This window comes from Rhizobium sp. 862_C5_N1_2, from assembly GCF_051811205.1.
In the GTDB taxonomy this organism is placed as follows: domain Bacteria; phylum Pseudomonadota; class Alphaproteobacteria; order Rhizobiales; family Rhizobiaceae; genus Rhizobium; species Rhizobium leguminosarum.
In genome coordinates this window covers 220,953-236,779 of record NZ_JBPWPT010000002.1, presented here as the reverse complement: position 1 = coordinate 236,779, position 15,827 = coordinate 220,953, and the positions used below count along the sequence as shown (strand labels likewise).

The following is a 15,827-nucleotide window of genomic DNA, read 5'->3' as shown; positions in this document are numbered from 1 at the left end:
AACTATCTATCGAGTGATAGGTAAGGATCGATGATGGCCAAAACCAAAACGGATATGCGCGAGGCGGTCATGAGCGCCGCAAGAGCGACGGTGCAGGCGCACGGTTATAATGCGCTTAGCTTTCGTGAGCTCGCGAAAGAAGTGGGGATCAAGAGTGCCAGCGTGCACTACCACTTCCCGACCAAGGGCGCCCTCGGCGCCGCATTGGCGCGTCGCTACACCGAGGACGGAGCAGCCTATCTGACGGAGCTGCTGGCGACGTCCGAAAACGCGACCTGGTGCATGGACAGATATACTGAGATCTTTCGCTCAGCTCTGGCAAACGACAATCGCATGTGCCTGTGCGGAATCATGAGCGCCGAACTTGACGACCTTCCCACGGAGGTTCGGACCGAGGTCGATAAATTCGCCGCTATGAACGTCGGTTGGCTATCCAAGGTGCTCTCGCGGGCCAAGCCTTCCGCAAGCGACCAAGACCTGCAGGAGCACGCGATGGCGATCTTCGCAGCCATCGAGGGGGCCCAGCTGGTCGCGCGGGGCTGCCAGGACATCGGCATCTATGACCGGACGATCCGGGCTTACCGAGCGACAGGTCTCTTCCCGTAATTGGCCGGCGGCTCAAATGGGAGTGGCAGTTGACTCAAGTGAGGCGATGGTGTTTTGCGCAAGTCCGCCGGCCGACCTATCCGGCGAGCCACTTCAGCGGCATCTGCGGTCGAAATACCCCTCCTACTCAGTCAGTTGATACTGCTGGCCGCGGGCGTGGTTCAAAATCAGCAGCAATACAAGATCGTCGGGTCCATCCCCGTCAAGACCGGCAGGTTGGCAGTCGTCTCGGTGCGCACTTGGTCTCGCGCGCGGCAGAACCGCCTCCGTTGGCAATTTACCCGCACAGAACGTTACGAGGCCTCGATTCTACGTGCAACCTGTTCGGGAGTGTTGAAGGCGTGGATTTATCGATTTAAAGGTGACTAAAATAATCATCTTATGTTGACAAGGCCAATTTCGCTCCATAGGTTCCGCCCGCATCCGTGGCGTAGGGACCAAGCAATGGCACGTGTTTTTTTGAATGTTTCTAATAATGTATCGCGAATTTATAGAGATAGCCTATTTGTCACGACAGCGATCGTCCTGATCGGCATTGCGGCATCGCCGGCTGCAGGCCAGAGCGCCACCGATGCCAGTGCGACAGCGCTGGAGCCGATCGTCATTCAAGGCGGCGCAGCCTCTGATAGCAAGGCTGACCGGACGTCCGTTGCCGCTAAGAACAGCTCGGCGGCGACCAAAATCAACACGCCGCTCGTCGAGACGCCGCGTTCGGTCTCGGTGACCACCGAGAAGGAAATCGAGCAGCGGGGCGCCCAGAGCATCATCGAGGCCGTGCGCTATTCGGCCGGCGTGACGACAGGACCGAACGGCTTCGATCCGCGCTTCGACCAAATCTTCATTCGCGGCTTCAACATCACGACGGTTGGCGACTATCGGGACAGCCTGCGCCAGCCCTATATCAATTACGGCATGTTCCGCACCGATCCCTATCAGCTGCAACGCGTCGAGGTGATCAAGGGACCGGTATCCGTTCTCTACGGCTCGGGATCGCCGGGCGGCCTCGTCAACAAGATATCGAAGCTTCCGACCGAAGAGCCGATCCACGAAGTCGGCATCTCCTACAGCACCAAGGATCGGGCTCAGGGGATGTTCGATTTCGGCGGACCGATCAGCGAGGGGAACGACGACTTCCTTTATCGCATCGTCGGCCTTGCGCGCCACGGCGACAACAATTTCGATATTGCCGACGATCGCTATTTCCTGGCGCCGTCCTTCACCTGGAAGCCCGACGAAGGCACGTCCTTCACGCTGTACGGCCTGGCGCAGTCCGACGAGACCGATGCCAATGTCGGCGCGATCACGACCGTCGACGGCAAAATTCTCGACATAAGGCAGAGCGATCCCGACTACGACTACCAGAAGGTCAAGCAGCAGCAGATCGGCTATCAGTTCGAGCACGAATTCGACAACGGCCTGACGTTCCGCCAGAACCTGCGCTATTCGCATCTCGATCTCAGGGCTCGTTACCTCGGCGTTTCCAGCTGGACCGGGACTGTCGCTCATCGTAACGCGAGTTCGATCCGCGACGAGATGAACGTCTTCCAGGTCGACAACCAGCTCGAGGCGAAGTTCGATACGGGTCCCCTTGCACACACGATGCTGTTCGGCCTCGATTACACCAATCTCCAGTCGAACTGGGGCTACGGTATCGGCGCCGTCAACTCGGCCTTCGATTTCGATATCGCCAATCCGACCTACGGTGTTTCGGGCGCCACGCCGGACTATAACTTCATCGTTGCCGATGCCGATATGCGCCAAGTCGGCGTTTACGCCCTTGACCAGATCGAGGCTGGAAACTGGCGTTTCAACCTCGGCGGCCGCCAGACCTGGGTGAACCAGACGCGTGACACGACCTATCCCTCCTTCGGGTTGAACGCCTCGGAAGACGTCAACAAGAACGCCTTCTCCTGGCAAGCCGGCGCGCTTTACCTCTTCGACAACGGCATTGCACCCTTCGTCTCCTATGCGACCTCGTTCGACCCGGTCACCAACCGGTCGGCATCCGGCAAGATCCTGGAGCCGACCGAGGGTGAACAGTACGAACTCGGCGTGAAGTACCAGCCGCCGGGCACCGACATCCTGCTGTCGGCGGTCGCCTATCACATCGTCGAAAAGAACAAGCCGGTGCTGGTCAATCCGCTGACCCTTGCCTACGACTCGCTTGGCGAAGTGACGGGAAAGGGCATCGAGCTTGAAGCGCGCGCGGCAATCGCCGACGGCCTCGACATCATTGCGGCCTACACCTACAACCATTCCGAGGTGACCGGAGGCGACAATGAGGGCAACACGCCGGCCTTCACGCCCGCGCATGTCGCAAGCCTCTGGGCAAACTATACTTTCCAGGAAACCAATCCGTTCAACGGCCTGTCGGTCGGCGCGGGCGTCCGTTATGTCAGCGAGAATTGGACGGATACCGCCAATACCTCGAAGAACCCGTCGAGCTTCTATGTCGATGCATCTGCCGCCTATGATTTCGGCGCGATCGACAAGAACTACGAGGGCCTGACGGCTGCCTTCAATATCCGCAACATTGCCGACCAGCGCGACACCGTGTGCAACGAGGGCTTCTGCTATCTCGGCCAAGGCCGCAACATGACGGCGACCCTGAAATACCGGTGGTAATAGATGGCGCCGGAGACGACCCGAGCGCTCCTGCCCGCGACGTTGGTCGCTGATCATCCCGTCGCCCACCAGGCCGTCGACCTCGACGGCCTGGTGGGCGACGGCCCGTTCTCCTATTGCCGCGGCAAGCTGCTCAGTTCTCCACCGCAGACGGGCATCGTCATTCCCTGCAGGGATATTTGCGACCGGGCAATCTTTGACGAAATCATTGGCCGATATGCGCAAAAGTTTCCGGACAGCGACCGTCGTGCGATCGTCTCCATGTGGACGCTCTACTATTTCAGCATGCTGACGATCGCCCCCAGCCTCCACATGTTCGTGCACCGGATCGGGCTGCCGTTGGAGATCGACGGGCTTTCGCTCGTCTGCAACGAGCATACGGGCGAGCCGGAAGCATTCGTGATGTCCGAAAGACCAGACGTTACCACCGAGCCCGCCGGCGAGCTTCACCGGCTGATGCGCCGCCACGCCGAACCGGTGATCGCGGCGATCGCCGTCAATGCCGGCGTCGCTCCGAAGCTTCTCTGGAACAATGTCGCGGCATATCTCTCCTGGATTCTCAAGGAGATCGCCCATCGTCACGAGCCCGGCCTCGTCGAAGGCGGCCTGGCGCTGCTTGAAGAAGCTGCATGGCCATGCGGCGGGCGCAATCCGATGTTCGGCATGATCCGCATTGCACGACAGCAATGCGGACTGGAGTTCGCTCGCCGAAAGGTCTGCTGCCTGCGTTACAATCTGCCGGGCGTGGGTGGCTGCGGCGAAGCCTGTCCGCTGCCGGACGGGCGCCATTAGCTCCTATCGGCTCGCCAAGGTCCTGAAGAGACGATGGATGGCAGTCGGCGATGACGAGAAGGGCCGCTCCAATGTACCGCGCTGGTCATTGCCAACGCGCCAGGCAGAAATTCCTGTCGCCTCAAAACACGGCTTCACCTGCCTCGACGTCGGCGAGCGGCTTGACCAGGAACAGGCATGGATGATCCTCGTGCCAGAGCTTTGCAAAGACCTCCGCCCGCACAAAGCCGTTCCGGTCATAGAAGCGCCGCGTCGCCTCGAACTGCGGTTCGTCGCGGTCGCGCGGGGCGAGCGTCTTGACGGTCAGAAGTCGGGCACCCGATTCGTGGCCGAAACGTTCGGCCGCATCGATGAGATGGCGTCCGGCGCCGCGACCGTGATGTTCGGGTCGTGTCGCAATCAGCGCGATCTCGACGGCGCCGGGCGGGTGGGGCTTCAAGGCCATCAACGCTGTCACGACGTCGGCTTCGACATAGCCGAACACCGGCAGGTCTTCGATCGCCTGGGCGCTCGCTTCGATGATCTCAGGTTCTGAAAACCAGTCGGGCAAAGCCCCCATGATCGATCGGCAGAGCTCCGCCTTGCCCGTCAGGATCTCCACTGTCCTTCCCATTTTTTCTCGCTTTCATCAGGTCGATTTAAACTTGACTCTTGTTATCACCTTAAAATAGACACTGCAATCAAATCGTGTACTTTCCTCGAAGAAGGAACGCCAAGACCGCATCGACCAGCAACGACAGAGCCTGATTTTCCATTTGTAAAAAGGGTACAGGACAATGCACACATTGCATCGTGATGTGAACGGAAATGCCGTGGTCAACGCCATGATCGAAAACAAGGAAAAACTCCTCAAAACGATTGAAAGCGTTGTCAAATCAAAGTCATATTCCGAGGATATATTTCAGGATGGAGTCATTAAAGCCTATGGGGTCAAAACTGACGGCATTCGTTGCCCGATCGGTTACGCCTTCCGGATGGTCTATAATCTCGCACTCGACGAGAGCCGCCGGCGACGTCAGCAGATGAACAACTATAGGTCGATCGACCAGGTTCAGGAGATCACAGCTCCCATCCCCACCGTGCTCGACCAGCTTGTCGCCGCCGAGACTTTGCGCAATGTGCTTGCCTCGCTCGAGGCGTTGCCGAAGCGAACCAACGATGCCTTCATTCGCCATCGCCTTAACGGCGTGCCGCAGAAGGATATTGCAGCCGAACTCGGCGTCTCAAGGACCCTCGTCAACTTCATGATCAAGGCGGCAGAGGAGCATTGCCATCTGGCAATTACTGAGCCTGCTTCCCGCCCCGACCATGCGCACCGCCAGGACCCTACCGTTTCGCGGCGTACAGCGCCTGCTGCAAATCACTCCACAACAGTTCCGGCTCTTCCAGGCCAACGGCGAAACGAACCGTCTGCTCGCTCACACCGAACCGGATGAAGGAGGTCATCCGGTCGGGGATCTGCAACGCGACCTTGGCGGGGACCACCAGCGTTTCGGGTCCCCCCCAGCTGACACCGAGGCGGATATCGCGAAGGCTATTCACAAAACGGGCGACATCGATATCGGGATTGAGGTCGAAGGCGAACAGCCCGGCAAAACCCGTGAGCGTCGCCCGTCCGGGATGCTCCTGGAATGCCGGGTGACGAACGCGTGCGATCGCAGAATGCTCCTTCAGCCGCCCGGCCAACAAAAGCCCGCTGCGCTCGTGCTCCTTGAGACGGACACGCAGCGTGCGCATGCCGCGCAGCAGCAGCCAGGCCTCGAACGGTGACAGTTTGGCGCCGACATAGGGGTAGGATATTGAATTGATCCTGGCGATGGCCTCCTTCGAGCCGACGACGACGCCGGCGACCGTATCGCTGTGACCGCCGAGATATTTCGAGGCGGCGTGAATGACGATATCGACGCCATGCTGGATCGGTTTTTGAAAGAGCGGCGTTGCCCAGGAATTGTCGATGATTGTGGTAACACCGGCCTCCTTTGCCATGGCCGACAGCGCTGCAATGTCCTGAAGCTCGAAGACGAAGGATGTGGGGTTTTCGAGGTAGAGCAGCTTGGCGCCCGACAGGGCCTTGCGGACCTCGTCGTGGTCGGCGGGATCGACGAAATCCACCGCGACACCGAGCCTGCCGAGCAGCTTCACCAGAAGGCGGTAGACATCGTTGTAGAGATGGCGAACGGCAACGACCCGGTCTCCCGCCTCAACGAGACTGAGAATTGTCGAAGTAATGGCGGCCGTTCCGCTCGAGAAAGCGCGTCCATCCTCTGCGCCCTCGAGGCGGGCGACCAGGAGTTCGAATTCGCGGACCGTCGGATTGTCGCCGCGCGAATAGATGTAGTTGCGAGTGCGGCCCGCGAAGACATCCTCCATCGCCTCGTAACTGTCGTAGGTGAAGAGCGACGTCTGGAAGATCGGCGGAGACACGGCGTTGAATGCCGCCGGATCGACAGGCGTAAAGAGATCGTCAGCGACCGCATGGGCGCCAAGGTCGTGCGGGTTGATCGACTGGTTCATGGTCATCCTCTCATGGACGAAAGCTGGGATATGGACGGATGGAGGTCAGATGATCGGCAGCGCGCTGCCGGAGCGCGCGTAGCGTCCTCATCAGGCAGACGGCCGACAGCAGGCCGGTCAGGGCAGAAGCTAGGAACATTGCTGCCAGCAAGCCTGAAAAGCCGAAGTACGGCGGCAGGAGAGCCAGCAGCGGAAAGAGAAGATATCCATTCTGCGCCAGGCCGATGGCAACCGCCGCTTTCGGTCTGCCCTGAGCCTGGAAGAGGATCAGCACCGTTTGCCGCAGGCCGAACAGCAGAAGCGGAAGGTGGGTTGCGACGATCGCTTGCGCCGCGATCCCGATCACCGTCGCATCGTCGGTGAAAAACGAGGCAAGCTCTTCGGAGAAGGCGAGCGCGGCCACCCCGTAAGTGCCACTCACCGCAGTTGTGACCGCTGTCAGGATGCGGGCTGCCGACAGCACTCGGGCCGAGTCGCCTCGACCCCAGGCAAAGCTCAGGATCGACTGGGCCCCGAGTGAAATACCGATGACGGGGAGTGTTCCCACAGCAAGCAGCCGCAAGGCAATCCCGACGCCAGCGATGCCGGCTTCTCCGTGATAGGTGCCGGCGAGCGACACCATTGCCGCAATCGCGCCTGCGGTTGCGAGACTGGTCAGCGTCGTCGGCGCGCCCACAGCAAGGACAGGTTTGAGATAGCCGATATGTCTCCACCGCCAGCCAAACGCCAGCCGGACCGTCCCAAGTCGTCTGGCGTGGTAAGCAGCATAAATGCAAAGTGCGACGAGTTGGGACAGGATGGTTGCGATCGCAACGCCCTGCAGGCCGAGGCCGAAGCCAAAGATCATGATCGGATCGAGGATCATGTTCAGCGCAAAGCAGGCGACCAGCGTCCACATGCTGAAGCGGGCATTGCCCTCTGCGATCGCCAGGAAATCGAGAATGATCTGCGCCATCGTCAGCGGCACCGAGACCGCAATGATCATCAGATATTGCTGCGCGAGCGGCTGAAGGGCAGGCGTGGCGCCGAACAGCAGCAAATCTGGAAATGCGAGGATTGCGATGGCGCTTGCCGCGCCGAAGGCGACGCCGGCAGCAAGGCTAACGGAGGCAATGGCGCCAGCCCGGGATCGGTTGCCGGCTCCGAGCGTCCGCCCGACCTCGGTTGCGACACCGACGCCGATCCCTTCGCCGAAGGCGGCGACGAGCATGAGGACCGGCAGGACGATCATGATCGCCGCGATTTGATCTTCACCGATCATTCCGATGAAGATCATGTTGATCGTGTGATGGGCGGCGTTGATCGACAGGCCGAACATCGCCGGCAGTCCAAGCCGAAGCAGCAGCCTGAAAAGCTGGGGACTGGCAAGGTCCTCCGGTGCGAGGCGCTGCCGTCTCCGGAAGCTGCCGCTTGCGTCGCTCATGTCGTTCATGACGCGGGCACCCAGAGACGATCACCGAAGAAGCGCTCGCGGCCGAGCATTACGAGGAGCGCCCGCTTGTGCGGAAAATCGAAATGCTTGACCTTGGCAAAACCCGAGCGGTCGAGGTTGCGGATCTGCTGCTCGTGACTGGCACGCGGCTCGCCGACGATACGCTTCGTGCGCGGATCGTCGAGGAAGATGAAATGCATCAGCGAAGGAAGCCATGCGCTGATCCATTTCTTGCCGCGATAATCGGGCTCGCCGATCGCCACATGCCATCCACGATCATAGTCGTCGGCGTCGTAAAAGGGACCGAGACGGTTCTCCTTTGCCCAGTAGACTTCGAAATAGCCGAAGGGGATATCCGCGAAACTGCCGATCAGCGGCAGGACATGCGGATCGGCGATCCTCTCCTCCAGGATCTCCCGATGCTTGTCGATCGAGCCTGCATCCTCCCAGATCGTGTTGACCTGTTCGTCGTTCATCCAGCGATGAAATGCGGCAAGATCGGTCTCGGCATCAGCCACCGTGAAGGTGATATCCCGTTCCAGCCAGGGGATGAAACGCTGGTAGACCGTGCCCTTCGGCTTTGCGGGTCGGCGCGGATGATACCGGCCCGCGGTCATCTCCTGCACGGGCGGCAGCGGATAGGACAGCTGCGGCAGCCAGAGCGATGGCCATTGCCATAGGATCGCCGAATCGAGCCTTCCGCCTGTGCCGGCAATGTGTCTGGGAAGGCTTGTCTGATGCCCTTCGAAGACGACTGATGTAATCGAGCGATCTTGTGCCGTCACCGCTTCGGCGGCCGCCATCAGAAGCTCCGGCGATTGCACCAGATCTCCATGGTAGAAGGTCACCGACGCTATGCCGGCTTCGACCTCGAATGCGGCTTCGTGGTGGCCGTAGGCGGTCTTGAGGTGAATGAGATTGGGTGCAAGGCTGACGTAGCTGCGCGACTGCAAAGCGCGCCTTTGTTTGGCGGCGTCGAAATCCATGATGTTCTCCTTGCCGGTCGGGCTTTTAGCGCTGCGAGCATGAAGAAAGCTCCTGCGCCGATTTGGTAGAATGACGATCCATCTCCGGCCGGATTTAGGGATAAGCGAAGAAAAAAATTCTCATCAATTTTCTAAACTGCAGCCTGCCGGATCCGTCACTTGCGCATGACCATCATCACCGCAGGAGCTGCGAATGGATAATCTTGAGCCTCACGACGATCTTTGGATCGCCGTCATCGACACCGAGCGTCGCTACTCGGTCTGGCCGCAGGACAAGCGGATTCCCGTGGGCTGGAAGCCGGCGGGCTTTGCCGGCTCGCGCCAGCAATGCCTGGCGCATATCCGTGACGTCTGGGCGGATCCGCGCCCTCTCTCTTTGCGCTCGGCAATCGCCGGCGACGCGCGTCTCTGAAACCGGCTGGATGACACGGATGAACAAGCAGATCACAAACTTCGCAGATGCCTACCCGACCGATGTCGCACCGGACGCGGTCTTCGAGAGCTTTCCACTGACGATCGCCCAGAAGCGTATCTGGTCGCTGGAGCAGATCGGCAACTACACGGTCTTTCCCGATCAGGTCATTTCGCTGCGATTGAACCCGGCGGTCGACGTCAAGACGCTTGCCGGCGCCTGCCGGACGCTGGTGGCGCAACATCCCTTCCTTGCCACCCGATTCCGACGGCTGGCGGGCGGTCGCGTCGAACAGTACTGCGGCGTATTGAACTCAGTACCGATCGAGATTGTCGGTGAAGGTGCTGCTCTTGCCGAGTCGGATGCTTGGGCCGCACAGAAAGCCTTCCGCGACAGACGCTTCGATCTTCTTGCCGGTCCGCCGGCGCGTGTTCAGATTGTCTTGCTTGCCGACGGACAGTCGCTTCTGACGATCGTGCTTCATCCAATCATCTCAGACGATCGCGAGAAGTCCGTTCTCGCCGGCTCCCTAACGCGAATTCTCGATGGCGGACCCGCCGGCGACACGCAGCTGACAGATATCTTGGCCGGAACGCGGGAGGCCGAGTGGCTGCAGACAGAGCAGGCGCAGCAATCCCTCTCCTACTGGCGGCAAACGATCGGCCTCGACTACGCGGCCACGACCTTTCCCACCCGCTTCAACAGTGGCGGGCTGGCAGGCGTGGCACGCGCTCAGCATCGATTTTCGATCGAACCCGGTCTCTGGGAAAAGCTCGATCGATATGCGCAGCAAAAGGGATATCAAGTCGAGCGCGTGTTGCATGCCGCCTTTTGCGCGCTCCTGGCACGCTACAGCGGCAACTACGCCTTGCTGACCGGGCTCCTGATCGCGCGGCCACAGAAGGAGCACCTTGCGATCCGCGGCCGTGCCGAACAGATCCTTCCCCTCACCCTATCGCTAACATCCAGAAATTCGCTCGACGATGTCATCACTGCGATCACTTCGGTAACGCAGGAGGGGCTTGCCCGGCTGGTTCCGCTGGAGCGCATCACCCAGGAACTGGTCGTCGACGAAGCGGCGGCCCAGGAAGCCGTGGTCAAAGCCCTGTTCGAATTCCGCGAGCCGTATCCGATCCCCGGGCACGCAACAAATCTGGAGCCCCTGGGCGCGCGCGCCGACAGCGAGCTTTCCCTGGTGATCGAAGCAGGTCTGGATGGTGCTGCATCCGGGCTGATCGATTATGCACAGGATCTCTATGACAGCGCCCTGATTGCCCGTGTCTCCCGGCATTTCATCCTTGTGCTCGAGCAGATCGTTGCGCGGCCGAACGTGCGGATCAAGGACATCGAACTTGTGGGCAGCGACGAGCTCGACCAGTTGTCGGCGCCCTACGAAGATGACGTGGTCAACGATGACAGGCCGGTCCACGAGCTGATATCAGCCCATTCGCGCCAGACGCCGGAGAAGACGGCGATTGTCTACGGTGACGAGGAATGGAGCCATGGCTGGCTAGAGGCCGGCACCAACCGTCTCGCACATCGGTTGCGTCAGCTGGGTGTTCGCGCCGAGGTGACGGTCGCCATCTTCATCAAGCGCTCGCCAGAGGCAATCGTCGGGATCCTCGCGACGCTGAAGTCGGGCGGCGCCTATATCCCGGTCGAGCCCGACCATCCGCCGGTACGCAACCATCACATTCTGCGCGATGGCGGTGTCAAAATCGTTCTGACCCACAGCTGGCTTCGCCATCGGCTGCCGGAAGAGCTCGACGCCATTATCCTCGACCTCGACAAGATCGACCTCGACGGCGAGCCGGATACGCCGCTCGATATTCCCACTCACAAGGATCAGCTGGCCTATGTCATGTATACCTCCGGATCGACCGGATTGCCGAAGGGCGTGGCCGTCGAGCACGGCCCGCTGACGCACCATCTGCAGAACACCTCGCGTGTCTATGGCATGAGCTCGGCGTCCCGTGAGCTGCCGTTCCTGCCTTTCAGTTCGGACGGCGGGCACGAGCGATGGATGAACCCGCTGATGGAGGGCGGCAGTATCATTCTTCCCGATCAGCCGCTGTGGACGCCGGAAGAGACATTGACGGCCATGCGCAAGCACGGCGCCAACAATGCCAGCATTCCCACAACCTATCTGCAGCAGCTGGCGGAATGGGCTGATATTTCAGACGGCGCGCCGCCGATGCGCCTTTACTCCTTCGGCGGCGAGGGGCTGGCGCAACCGACCTTCGATCTGCTGTCGCGGGCGCTGAAATCGGAATGGCTGATCAACGGCTACGGGCCGACCGAAACCATCATGACGCCGATGGTCTGGAAGGTGAGGGCGGGCACGAAGTTCCAGGGGGTCTATGCTCCCCTCGGTCGCGCTGTCGGGTTAAGGCGCGTCTATGTGCTCGACCCTGACCTCAATCCGTGCCCGATCGGCGTGACGGGCGAACTCTATATCGGTGGTGAGGGTATCGCACGCGGCTATCTCGGCAAGCCGGATACGACGGCGGACCGCTTCATCCCCGATCCGTTCTTCACGGAGGGCGGCCGGCTTTATCGTTCCGGCGATCTGACGCGTTGGCGTGATGACGGAACCGTCGAATTCGTCGGTCGTGTCGACCATCAGGTGAAGCTGCGTGGTTACAGGATCGAGCTTGGTGAGATCGAAGCGGCGCTCCTGCAGCAACCCGGCGTCGGCGAGGCTCTGGTCGTCCTGCGCGATGACGATGCCGACGGCGAAAAGGCACTCGTTGCCTACGTCGTCCCGAAAAAAGACGAGACGCTTGACGTCGAGACGACCCGCACCGGCCTCGAGCGCAGCCTGCCGTCCTATATGGTGCCGGCTGCCGTGGTCGAACTGGAAAAAATGCCGACCAATCCGAACAGCAAGCTCGATCGATTTGCGCTGCCGGCGCCACAACCGGTCAAGCGCGCAATCGTCGAGCCGGCAACCGTGCTCGAAGAAGAGGTGCTGGATGTCTGGCGGCAGGTACTCAAGTTGGAAGCAATCAGCGTCGAGGACAATTTCTTCGCGATCGGCGGCAATTCGCTCGGAGCGATCCGTATTCTTTCCTTGCTCCGGCAGCGCCGGCCGAAAACCCCGCTCATCGTCGCCGATATCTTCAACAACCCCACCATTCGCTCGTTTGCCGGCGTGATGGAGCAGGGGGATCAACGGGATCTCTCCGAGGTGATCGTGCTGCGCGCTTCCGGCGCCAAGCCGCGGCTCTACTGCTTCCCGGGGCTTCTCGTCAGCACCCGCGAATATGTCAAGCTCGTCGACTATCTCGGAGCCGATCAGCCGGCGACCGGCTTCATATGCCACTCGCTCTCCGAGAAAAAGGCAGTCGGCGCTCCGGTCGAAGAGATCATCGAGAGCTATGTCGATTATATCAGGACACATAGTCAGGGCGCGCCCTGCTATTTCCTCGGCTGGTCCTGGGGCGGGCTTCTGGCCTACGAGGCTGCCCGCGCCCTCAGTGATCAAGTCGACGTCAGGATGATGGCGATGGTCGACGTTTGCGATCTCGGATCGGAATTCGCGATCGGCGCAAAGCCGAGGTTCCGGCCCGGCGAGCGCGATGAACTTCATCGAGACGTGCAGGCGTGGCTTGGACGAACGGCGATGCGTCCCGAATGGGATCGGCTGCTGTCGACGATGGACGCGGATACCTACGACCAGTTCCTGCGTTTTGTCGGCGACGAAAAGGACCCGCTTCCAAACGACGGGCCTGATATCAGCAGTCGTGAGCATACGTTTTGGGTGCTTATCGACAATGCCCTGATCTTCCGCAAGCACCAGCTCGTTCCTCACGATGTACCGATCTATCCCTGGGCTGCAGACGACAGCCTCAACCGCGGCCTCAACCTGATCGACTGGCGCCGCCTGTCGCCGCGGGCGCATGCGGCCGAAATCATCACCGGCACCAACCATCTGCACATGATCGGGTCTCCCGCCTTCCACTCAAGGCTTGCCCTGCGTCTCAAGGAAACAGAGAAGGATATCGCATGACCGTCGCTTTCGCCCGCAGGGATGCCGAGCCGCTGGATATTGCCGGCATCGGCATCGGCCCCTCCAATCTGAGCCTCGCCTGCCTGTTCGAGTCGGTGCCCGAGATCAGAAGCCGCTTCTTCGAGCGACGAGACTCCTTCGACTGGCATCCCGGCATGATGATGCCCGGCGTCGAGCTGCAATCGTCCTTTCTGAAAGACCTCGTCACCCCGGTCCTGCCGACCAGCCGCTGGTCATTCGTCTCCTATCTGGTTGCCCATAAGAGGCTCTACGCTTTCCTGAACGCCAATTATGAGGCCGTTCCCCGGCAGGAATTTGCACGTTATCTCGCCTGGGTCGCCAACGGCGTGGACGGCCTGCGCTTTGGCACGGAGATCCGCGACGTCGAGCACCGCGACGACCGCTTCTTCCTGCGGTTCGACAACGGACAGGAAGAAGCGCGAAACCTGGTGATCGGCACGGGATCTTCACCCTTCGTGCCCGACTGGGCAAAACCGTTTCTAGGGGCCGATTGCTTTCATAACAGCGAGGCCAAATCGCGTCTCGGCGATCTCGGCACCGCCCGCATCGTCGTGGTCGGCGGCGGTCAAAGCGGCGGCGAGGTCGTCGAAGCCTTGCTTGGCGATCCCGGTTCCATGACGGAGCTGACATGGATCAGCCGGCGTCATAATTTCGAGCCGATCAACGATACGCCGTTTTCGAACCAGGTCTTCTCACCGGAATACGTCCAGGCCTATCTGAAGCTCGGCGGCGAGCAGAAGCAGGCCGCTTTGAAGAACTCGATCCTGACCAGCGACGGCTTGTCGATTTCGACGATTCACTCGATCTATCGCCGCCTCTATGCGTTGCGCTACCTCGAGCCGAGCACGCTCAATGCCTCTCTGGCGCCCAATCGCGATGTGATTCAGATGGAGCGGAACGGCAATGCCTACCGGCTCATCGTCAGGAACCAATTCGACGGCGGGATCGAGGTGCTGCATGCAGATGCGGTGGTGCTGGCAACCGGCTACCGGTTCCGATTGCCGGATGCTCTCGGCTCGCTGGGCGACAGGATAACGCTCGACAGAAACGGCTATCCGCTTCTCAATGACGACTACACGATGCAGTGGACGGGTCCGCGGACCAACCGGGTGTTTGCGCAGAATGCGGGGCGCTATTCGCACGGTATCGCCGACTCTCAGCTCAGCCTCATGGCCTGGCGCAGCGCAACCATCGTCAATACGCTTATCGGCCGGCAACATTTCGATGCTGAACCCGACAATGGGCAACTGGCCTGGGCGACGGAGACCGCTGCCGCAATGCCTCATCAGCTCCGAGCCGGCTATTCGGACGGCATGTTATCGTCCTGAAATAGGCGTGTCGAAATGCCGGGGAGCCCGGATTGAGAACAAGCAGCCAGCGCGACGACGTGCTGGCTGACGCTTTCGACCAGACGGTGATGCCAGCGCCGATCGCGATCGCCGCCTTCGACCATGACGGGGATGCCATCCCTCCAGGAAAAGGCGACGTTGCGGGGATCCTCGCGTAGCCCGACGCCGAGTGCCTTTAGATGGCTCTCCTTAAGGGTCCAAAGTGCAATGGCCGCGCGCGCGCGTTCGGACGCAGGCAATTCCACGAGCCAGCGCCGTTCATCTGCGCTGCAATAGCTATCCATTGCCGCCTCTTCGATCTCGGCGTCGACGCGCTCGCAATCTATTCCCACGTAATCACATCCTGAAGCGATAGCGACGGCGACAAGCCCGTCAGCATTGGCGAGGCTGAATTGCGGCCTATCAGGACCCTCAAGCCTCAGCTTGCCGTGCCTGTCTGGAGACAATGGGACCTTGCTCGGCGATATCCCGGTCTGCAGGCTCAACAGTTGCCGCAAGAGATACCGGCCGGCAATGAACGATGCCCGATCTCGTTCAAACCGATAGCTCGCGGCGCGACCCCGTTCATCCGATGAAAGCGACTGCATCCAGCGGTTCCAGTCGCTTTCGTTCTTGGAATACTGCCAGAGCGCTATTTCAATGTCGGCAGGTTGGTTTTCTGATTGCTGCATGGACCCAGTATGTGTTCCGTGGATCGATTGGCAAGCATGCAGGTGCTTGCCGACGTCGCGTACGGCAGGAGAGCTGCGTGAGCGGATCGGCGTTTCCCGTCTTGAAGGCGATCGGACATTCCAACGTTCGTTCTCCGTGGCGAAGATGACCAGATCGTGCCGATCCGAATCAATGTCGATCGATCCTTTTCTTGGTATCGAGACCTGATGTGGTGAGATTTTCGCTCGCCATGGCTGCTATTTCCTTGGATTTCCAGGAACTTTAAGTCGCAGGGCGCTGAATTGATCGCGGAAGTATGGATCTGCTTAGAAGATCTGAGGAAATGAAGCGAGATCATTGTTTAGTTAACACTAAATTATTGAATCTGGCGCGAGATCTTGCATCAACCGGCACGCCGGTCGTCCCA

Annotated in this window: 12 protein-coding genes; 7 read left to right on the top strand and 5 right to left on the bottom strand. The window is 60.3% G+C overall.

Annotated features, from left to right (window positions below):
• The first annotated feature begins 30 nt into the window (after positions 1-30).
• The 3 genes from ACD590_RS25430 (at position 31) to fhuF (ending at position 4,023) form a co-directional block, all read left to right on the top strand.
• Complete coding sequence (locus tag ACD590_RS25430; RefSeq protein WP_018516829.1) at positions 31-606, top strand: TetR/AcrR family transcriptional regulator; 576 nt, start codon at positions 31-33, stop codon at positions 604-606.
• A gap of 444 nt (positions 607-1,050) precedes the next feature.
• Positions 1,051-3,231 carry a TonB-dependent siderophore receptor gene (locus ACD590_RS25425; RefSeq protein WP_439003641.1) on the top strand — a complete coding sequence of 727 codons (2,181 nt, stop codon included), beginning with the start codon at positions 1,051-1,053 and terminating at the stop codon, positions 3,229-3,231.
• A 3-nt stretch (positions 3,232-3,234) separates the two neighbouring features.
• Complete coding sequence (gene fhuF, locus ACD590_RS25420) at positions 3,235-4,023, top strand: siderophore-iron reductase FhuF (RefSeq protein WP_018516827.1); 789 nt, start codon at positions 3,235-3,237, stop codon at positions 4,021-4,023.
• A gap of 121 nt (positions 4,024-4,144) precedes the next feature.
• Here fhuF and ACD590_RS25415 read toward each other — a convergent pair whose 3' ends face one another.
• Positions 4,145-4,636, bottom strand: coding sequence for a GNAT family N-acetyltransferase (locus ACD590_RS25415; RefSeq protein ID WP_439003640.1), 492 nt, complete (start codon positions 4,634-4,636; stop codon positions 4,145-4,147).
• Positions 4,637-4,799: 163 nt separating this feature from the next.
• Here ACD590_RS25415 and ACD590_RS25410 point away from each other — a divergent pair, with 163 nt between their 5' ends.
• Positions 4,800-5,459 (top strand): sigma-70 family RNA polymerase sigma factor, encoded by a 660-nt coding sequence (locus ACD590_RS25410; protein WP_112906818.1) that lies wholly within the window; start codon positions 4,800-4,802, stop codon positions 5,457-5,459.
• Here ACD590_RS25410 and ACD590_RS25405 read toward each other — a convergent pair.
• From ACD590_RS25405 to ACD590_RS25395, 3 genes are read right to left on the bottom strand one after another with little or no spacing between them, the layout of a single operon-like run.
• Positions 5,350-6,537 carry a PLP-dependent transferase gene (locus ACD590_RS25405; protein ID WP_222317844.1) on the bottom strand — a complete coding sequence of 396 codons (1,188 nt, stop codon included), beginning with the start codon at positions 6,535-6,537 and terminating at the stop codon, positions 5,350-5,352. The genes ACD590_RS25410 and ACD590_RS25405 overlap by 110 nt on opposite strands.
• Before the next feature lie 10 nt (positions 6,538-6,547).
• Positions 6,548-7,969 (bottom strand): MATE family efflux transporter, encoded by a 1,422-nt coding sequence (locus ACD590_RS25400; protein ID WP_439003639.1) that lies wholly within the window; start codon positions 7,967-7,969, stop codon positions 6,548-6,550.
• A complete protein-coding gene (locus ACD590_RS25395; protein ID WP_131590922.1) occupies positions 7,966-8,955 on the bottom strand; it encodes a GNAT family N-acetyltransferase in 990 nt (329 codons plus the stop codon). The genes ACD590_RS25400 and ACD590_RS25395 overlap by 4 nt, the downstream gene beginning before the upstream one ends.
• A gap of 193 nt (positions 8,956-9,148) precedes the next feature.
• Here ACD590_RS25395 and ACD590_RS25390 point away from each other — a divergent pair, with 193 nt between their 5' ends.
• From ACD590_RS25390 to ACD590_RS25380, 3 genes are read left to right on the top strand one after another with little or no spacing between them, the layout of a single operon-like run.
• Positions 9,149-9,367 carry an MbtH family protein gene (locus ACD590_RS25390; RefSeq protein WP_222317858.1) on the top strand — a complete coding sequence of 73 codons (219 nt, stop codon included), beginning with the start codon at positions 9,149-9,151 and terminating at the stop codon, positions 9,365-9,367.
• 19 nt (positions 9,368-9,386) lie between these two features.
• On the top strand, positions 9,387-13,379 hold the full coding sequence (locus tag ACD590_RS25385) for a non-ribosomal peptide synthetase (RefSeq protein ID WP_439003638.1): 3,993 nt from the start codon (positions 9,387-9,389) through the stop codon (positions 13,377-13,379).
• The gene (locus tag ACD590_RS25380) at positions 13,376-14,728 is read left to right on the top strand and encodes a lysine N(6)-hydroxylase/L-ornithine N(5)-oxygenase family protein (RefSeq protein ID WP_018245560.1); all 1,353 of its coding nucleotides are present in this window, start codon (positions 13,376-13,378) and stop codon (positions 14,726-14,728) included. The genes ACD590_RS25385 and ACD590_RS25380 overlap by 4 nt, the downstream gene beginning before the upstream one ends.
• Here the strand turns inward: ACD590_RS25380 and ACD590_RS25375 are convergent.
• Complete coding sequence (locus ACD590_RS25375) at positions 14,701-15,420, bottom strand: 4'-phosphopantetheinyl transferase family protein (RefSeq protein ID WP_131590920.1); 720 nt, start codon at positions 15,418-15,420, stop codon at positions 14,701-14,703. The genes ACD590_RS25380 and ACD590_RS25375 overlap by 28 nt on opposite strands.
• Positions 15,421-15,827: the final 407 nt, after the last annotated feature.

Excerpts from the sequence above, each read along its gene's own strand:
- ACD590_RS25415 (WP_439003640.1), bottom strand. The coding sequence starts at position 4,636 with ATGGGAAGGACAGTGGAGATCCTGACGGGCAAGGCGGAGCTCTGCCGA.
- ACD590_RS25430 (WP_018516829.1), top strand. The coding sequence starts at position 31 with ATGATGGCCAAAACCAAAACGGATATGCGCGAGGCGGTCATGAGCGCC.
- ACD590_RS25405 (WP_222317844.1), bottom strand. The coding sequence starts at position 6,537 with ATGAACCAGTCGATCAACCCGCACGACCTTGGCGCCCATGCGGTCGCT.
- fhuF (WP_018516827.1), top strand. The coding sequence starts at position 3,235 with ATGGCGCCGGAGACGACCCGAGCGCTCCTGCCCGCGACGTTGGTCGCT.
- ACD590_RS25390 (WP_222317858.1), top strand. The coding sequence starts at position 9,149 with ATGGATAATCTTGAGCCTCACGACGATCTTTGGATCGCCGTCATCGAC.
- ACD590_RS25380 (WP_018245560.1), top strand. The coding sequence starts at position 13,376 with ATGACCGTCGCTTTCGCCCGCAGGGATGCCGAGCCGCTGGATATTGCC.
- ACD590_RS25410 (WP_112906818.1), top strand. The coding sequence starts at position 4,800 with ATGCACACATTGCATCGTGATGTGAACGGAAATGCCGTGGTCAACGCC.
- ACD590_RS25375 (WP_131590920.1), bottom strand. The coding sequence starts at position 15,420 with ATGCAGCAATCAGAAAACCAACCTGCCGACATTGAAATAGCGCTCTGG.
- ACD590_RS25385 (WP_439003638.1), top strand. The coding sequence starts at position 9,387 with ATGAACAAGCAGATCACAAACTTCGCAGATGCCTACCCGACCGATGTC.
- ACD590_RS25425 (WP_439003641.1), top strand. The coding sequence starts at position 1,051 with ATGGCACGTGTTTTTTTGAATGTTTCTAATAATGTATCGCGAATTTAT.
- ACD590_RS25400 (WP_439003639.1), bottom strand. The coding sequence starts at position 7,969 with ATGAACGACATGAGCGACGCAAGCGGCAGCTTCCGGAGACGGCAGCGC.
- ACD590_RS25395 (WP_131590922.1), bottom strand. The coding sequence starts at position 8,955 with ATGGATTTCGACGCCGCCAAACAAAGGCGCGCTTTGCAGTCGCGCAGC.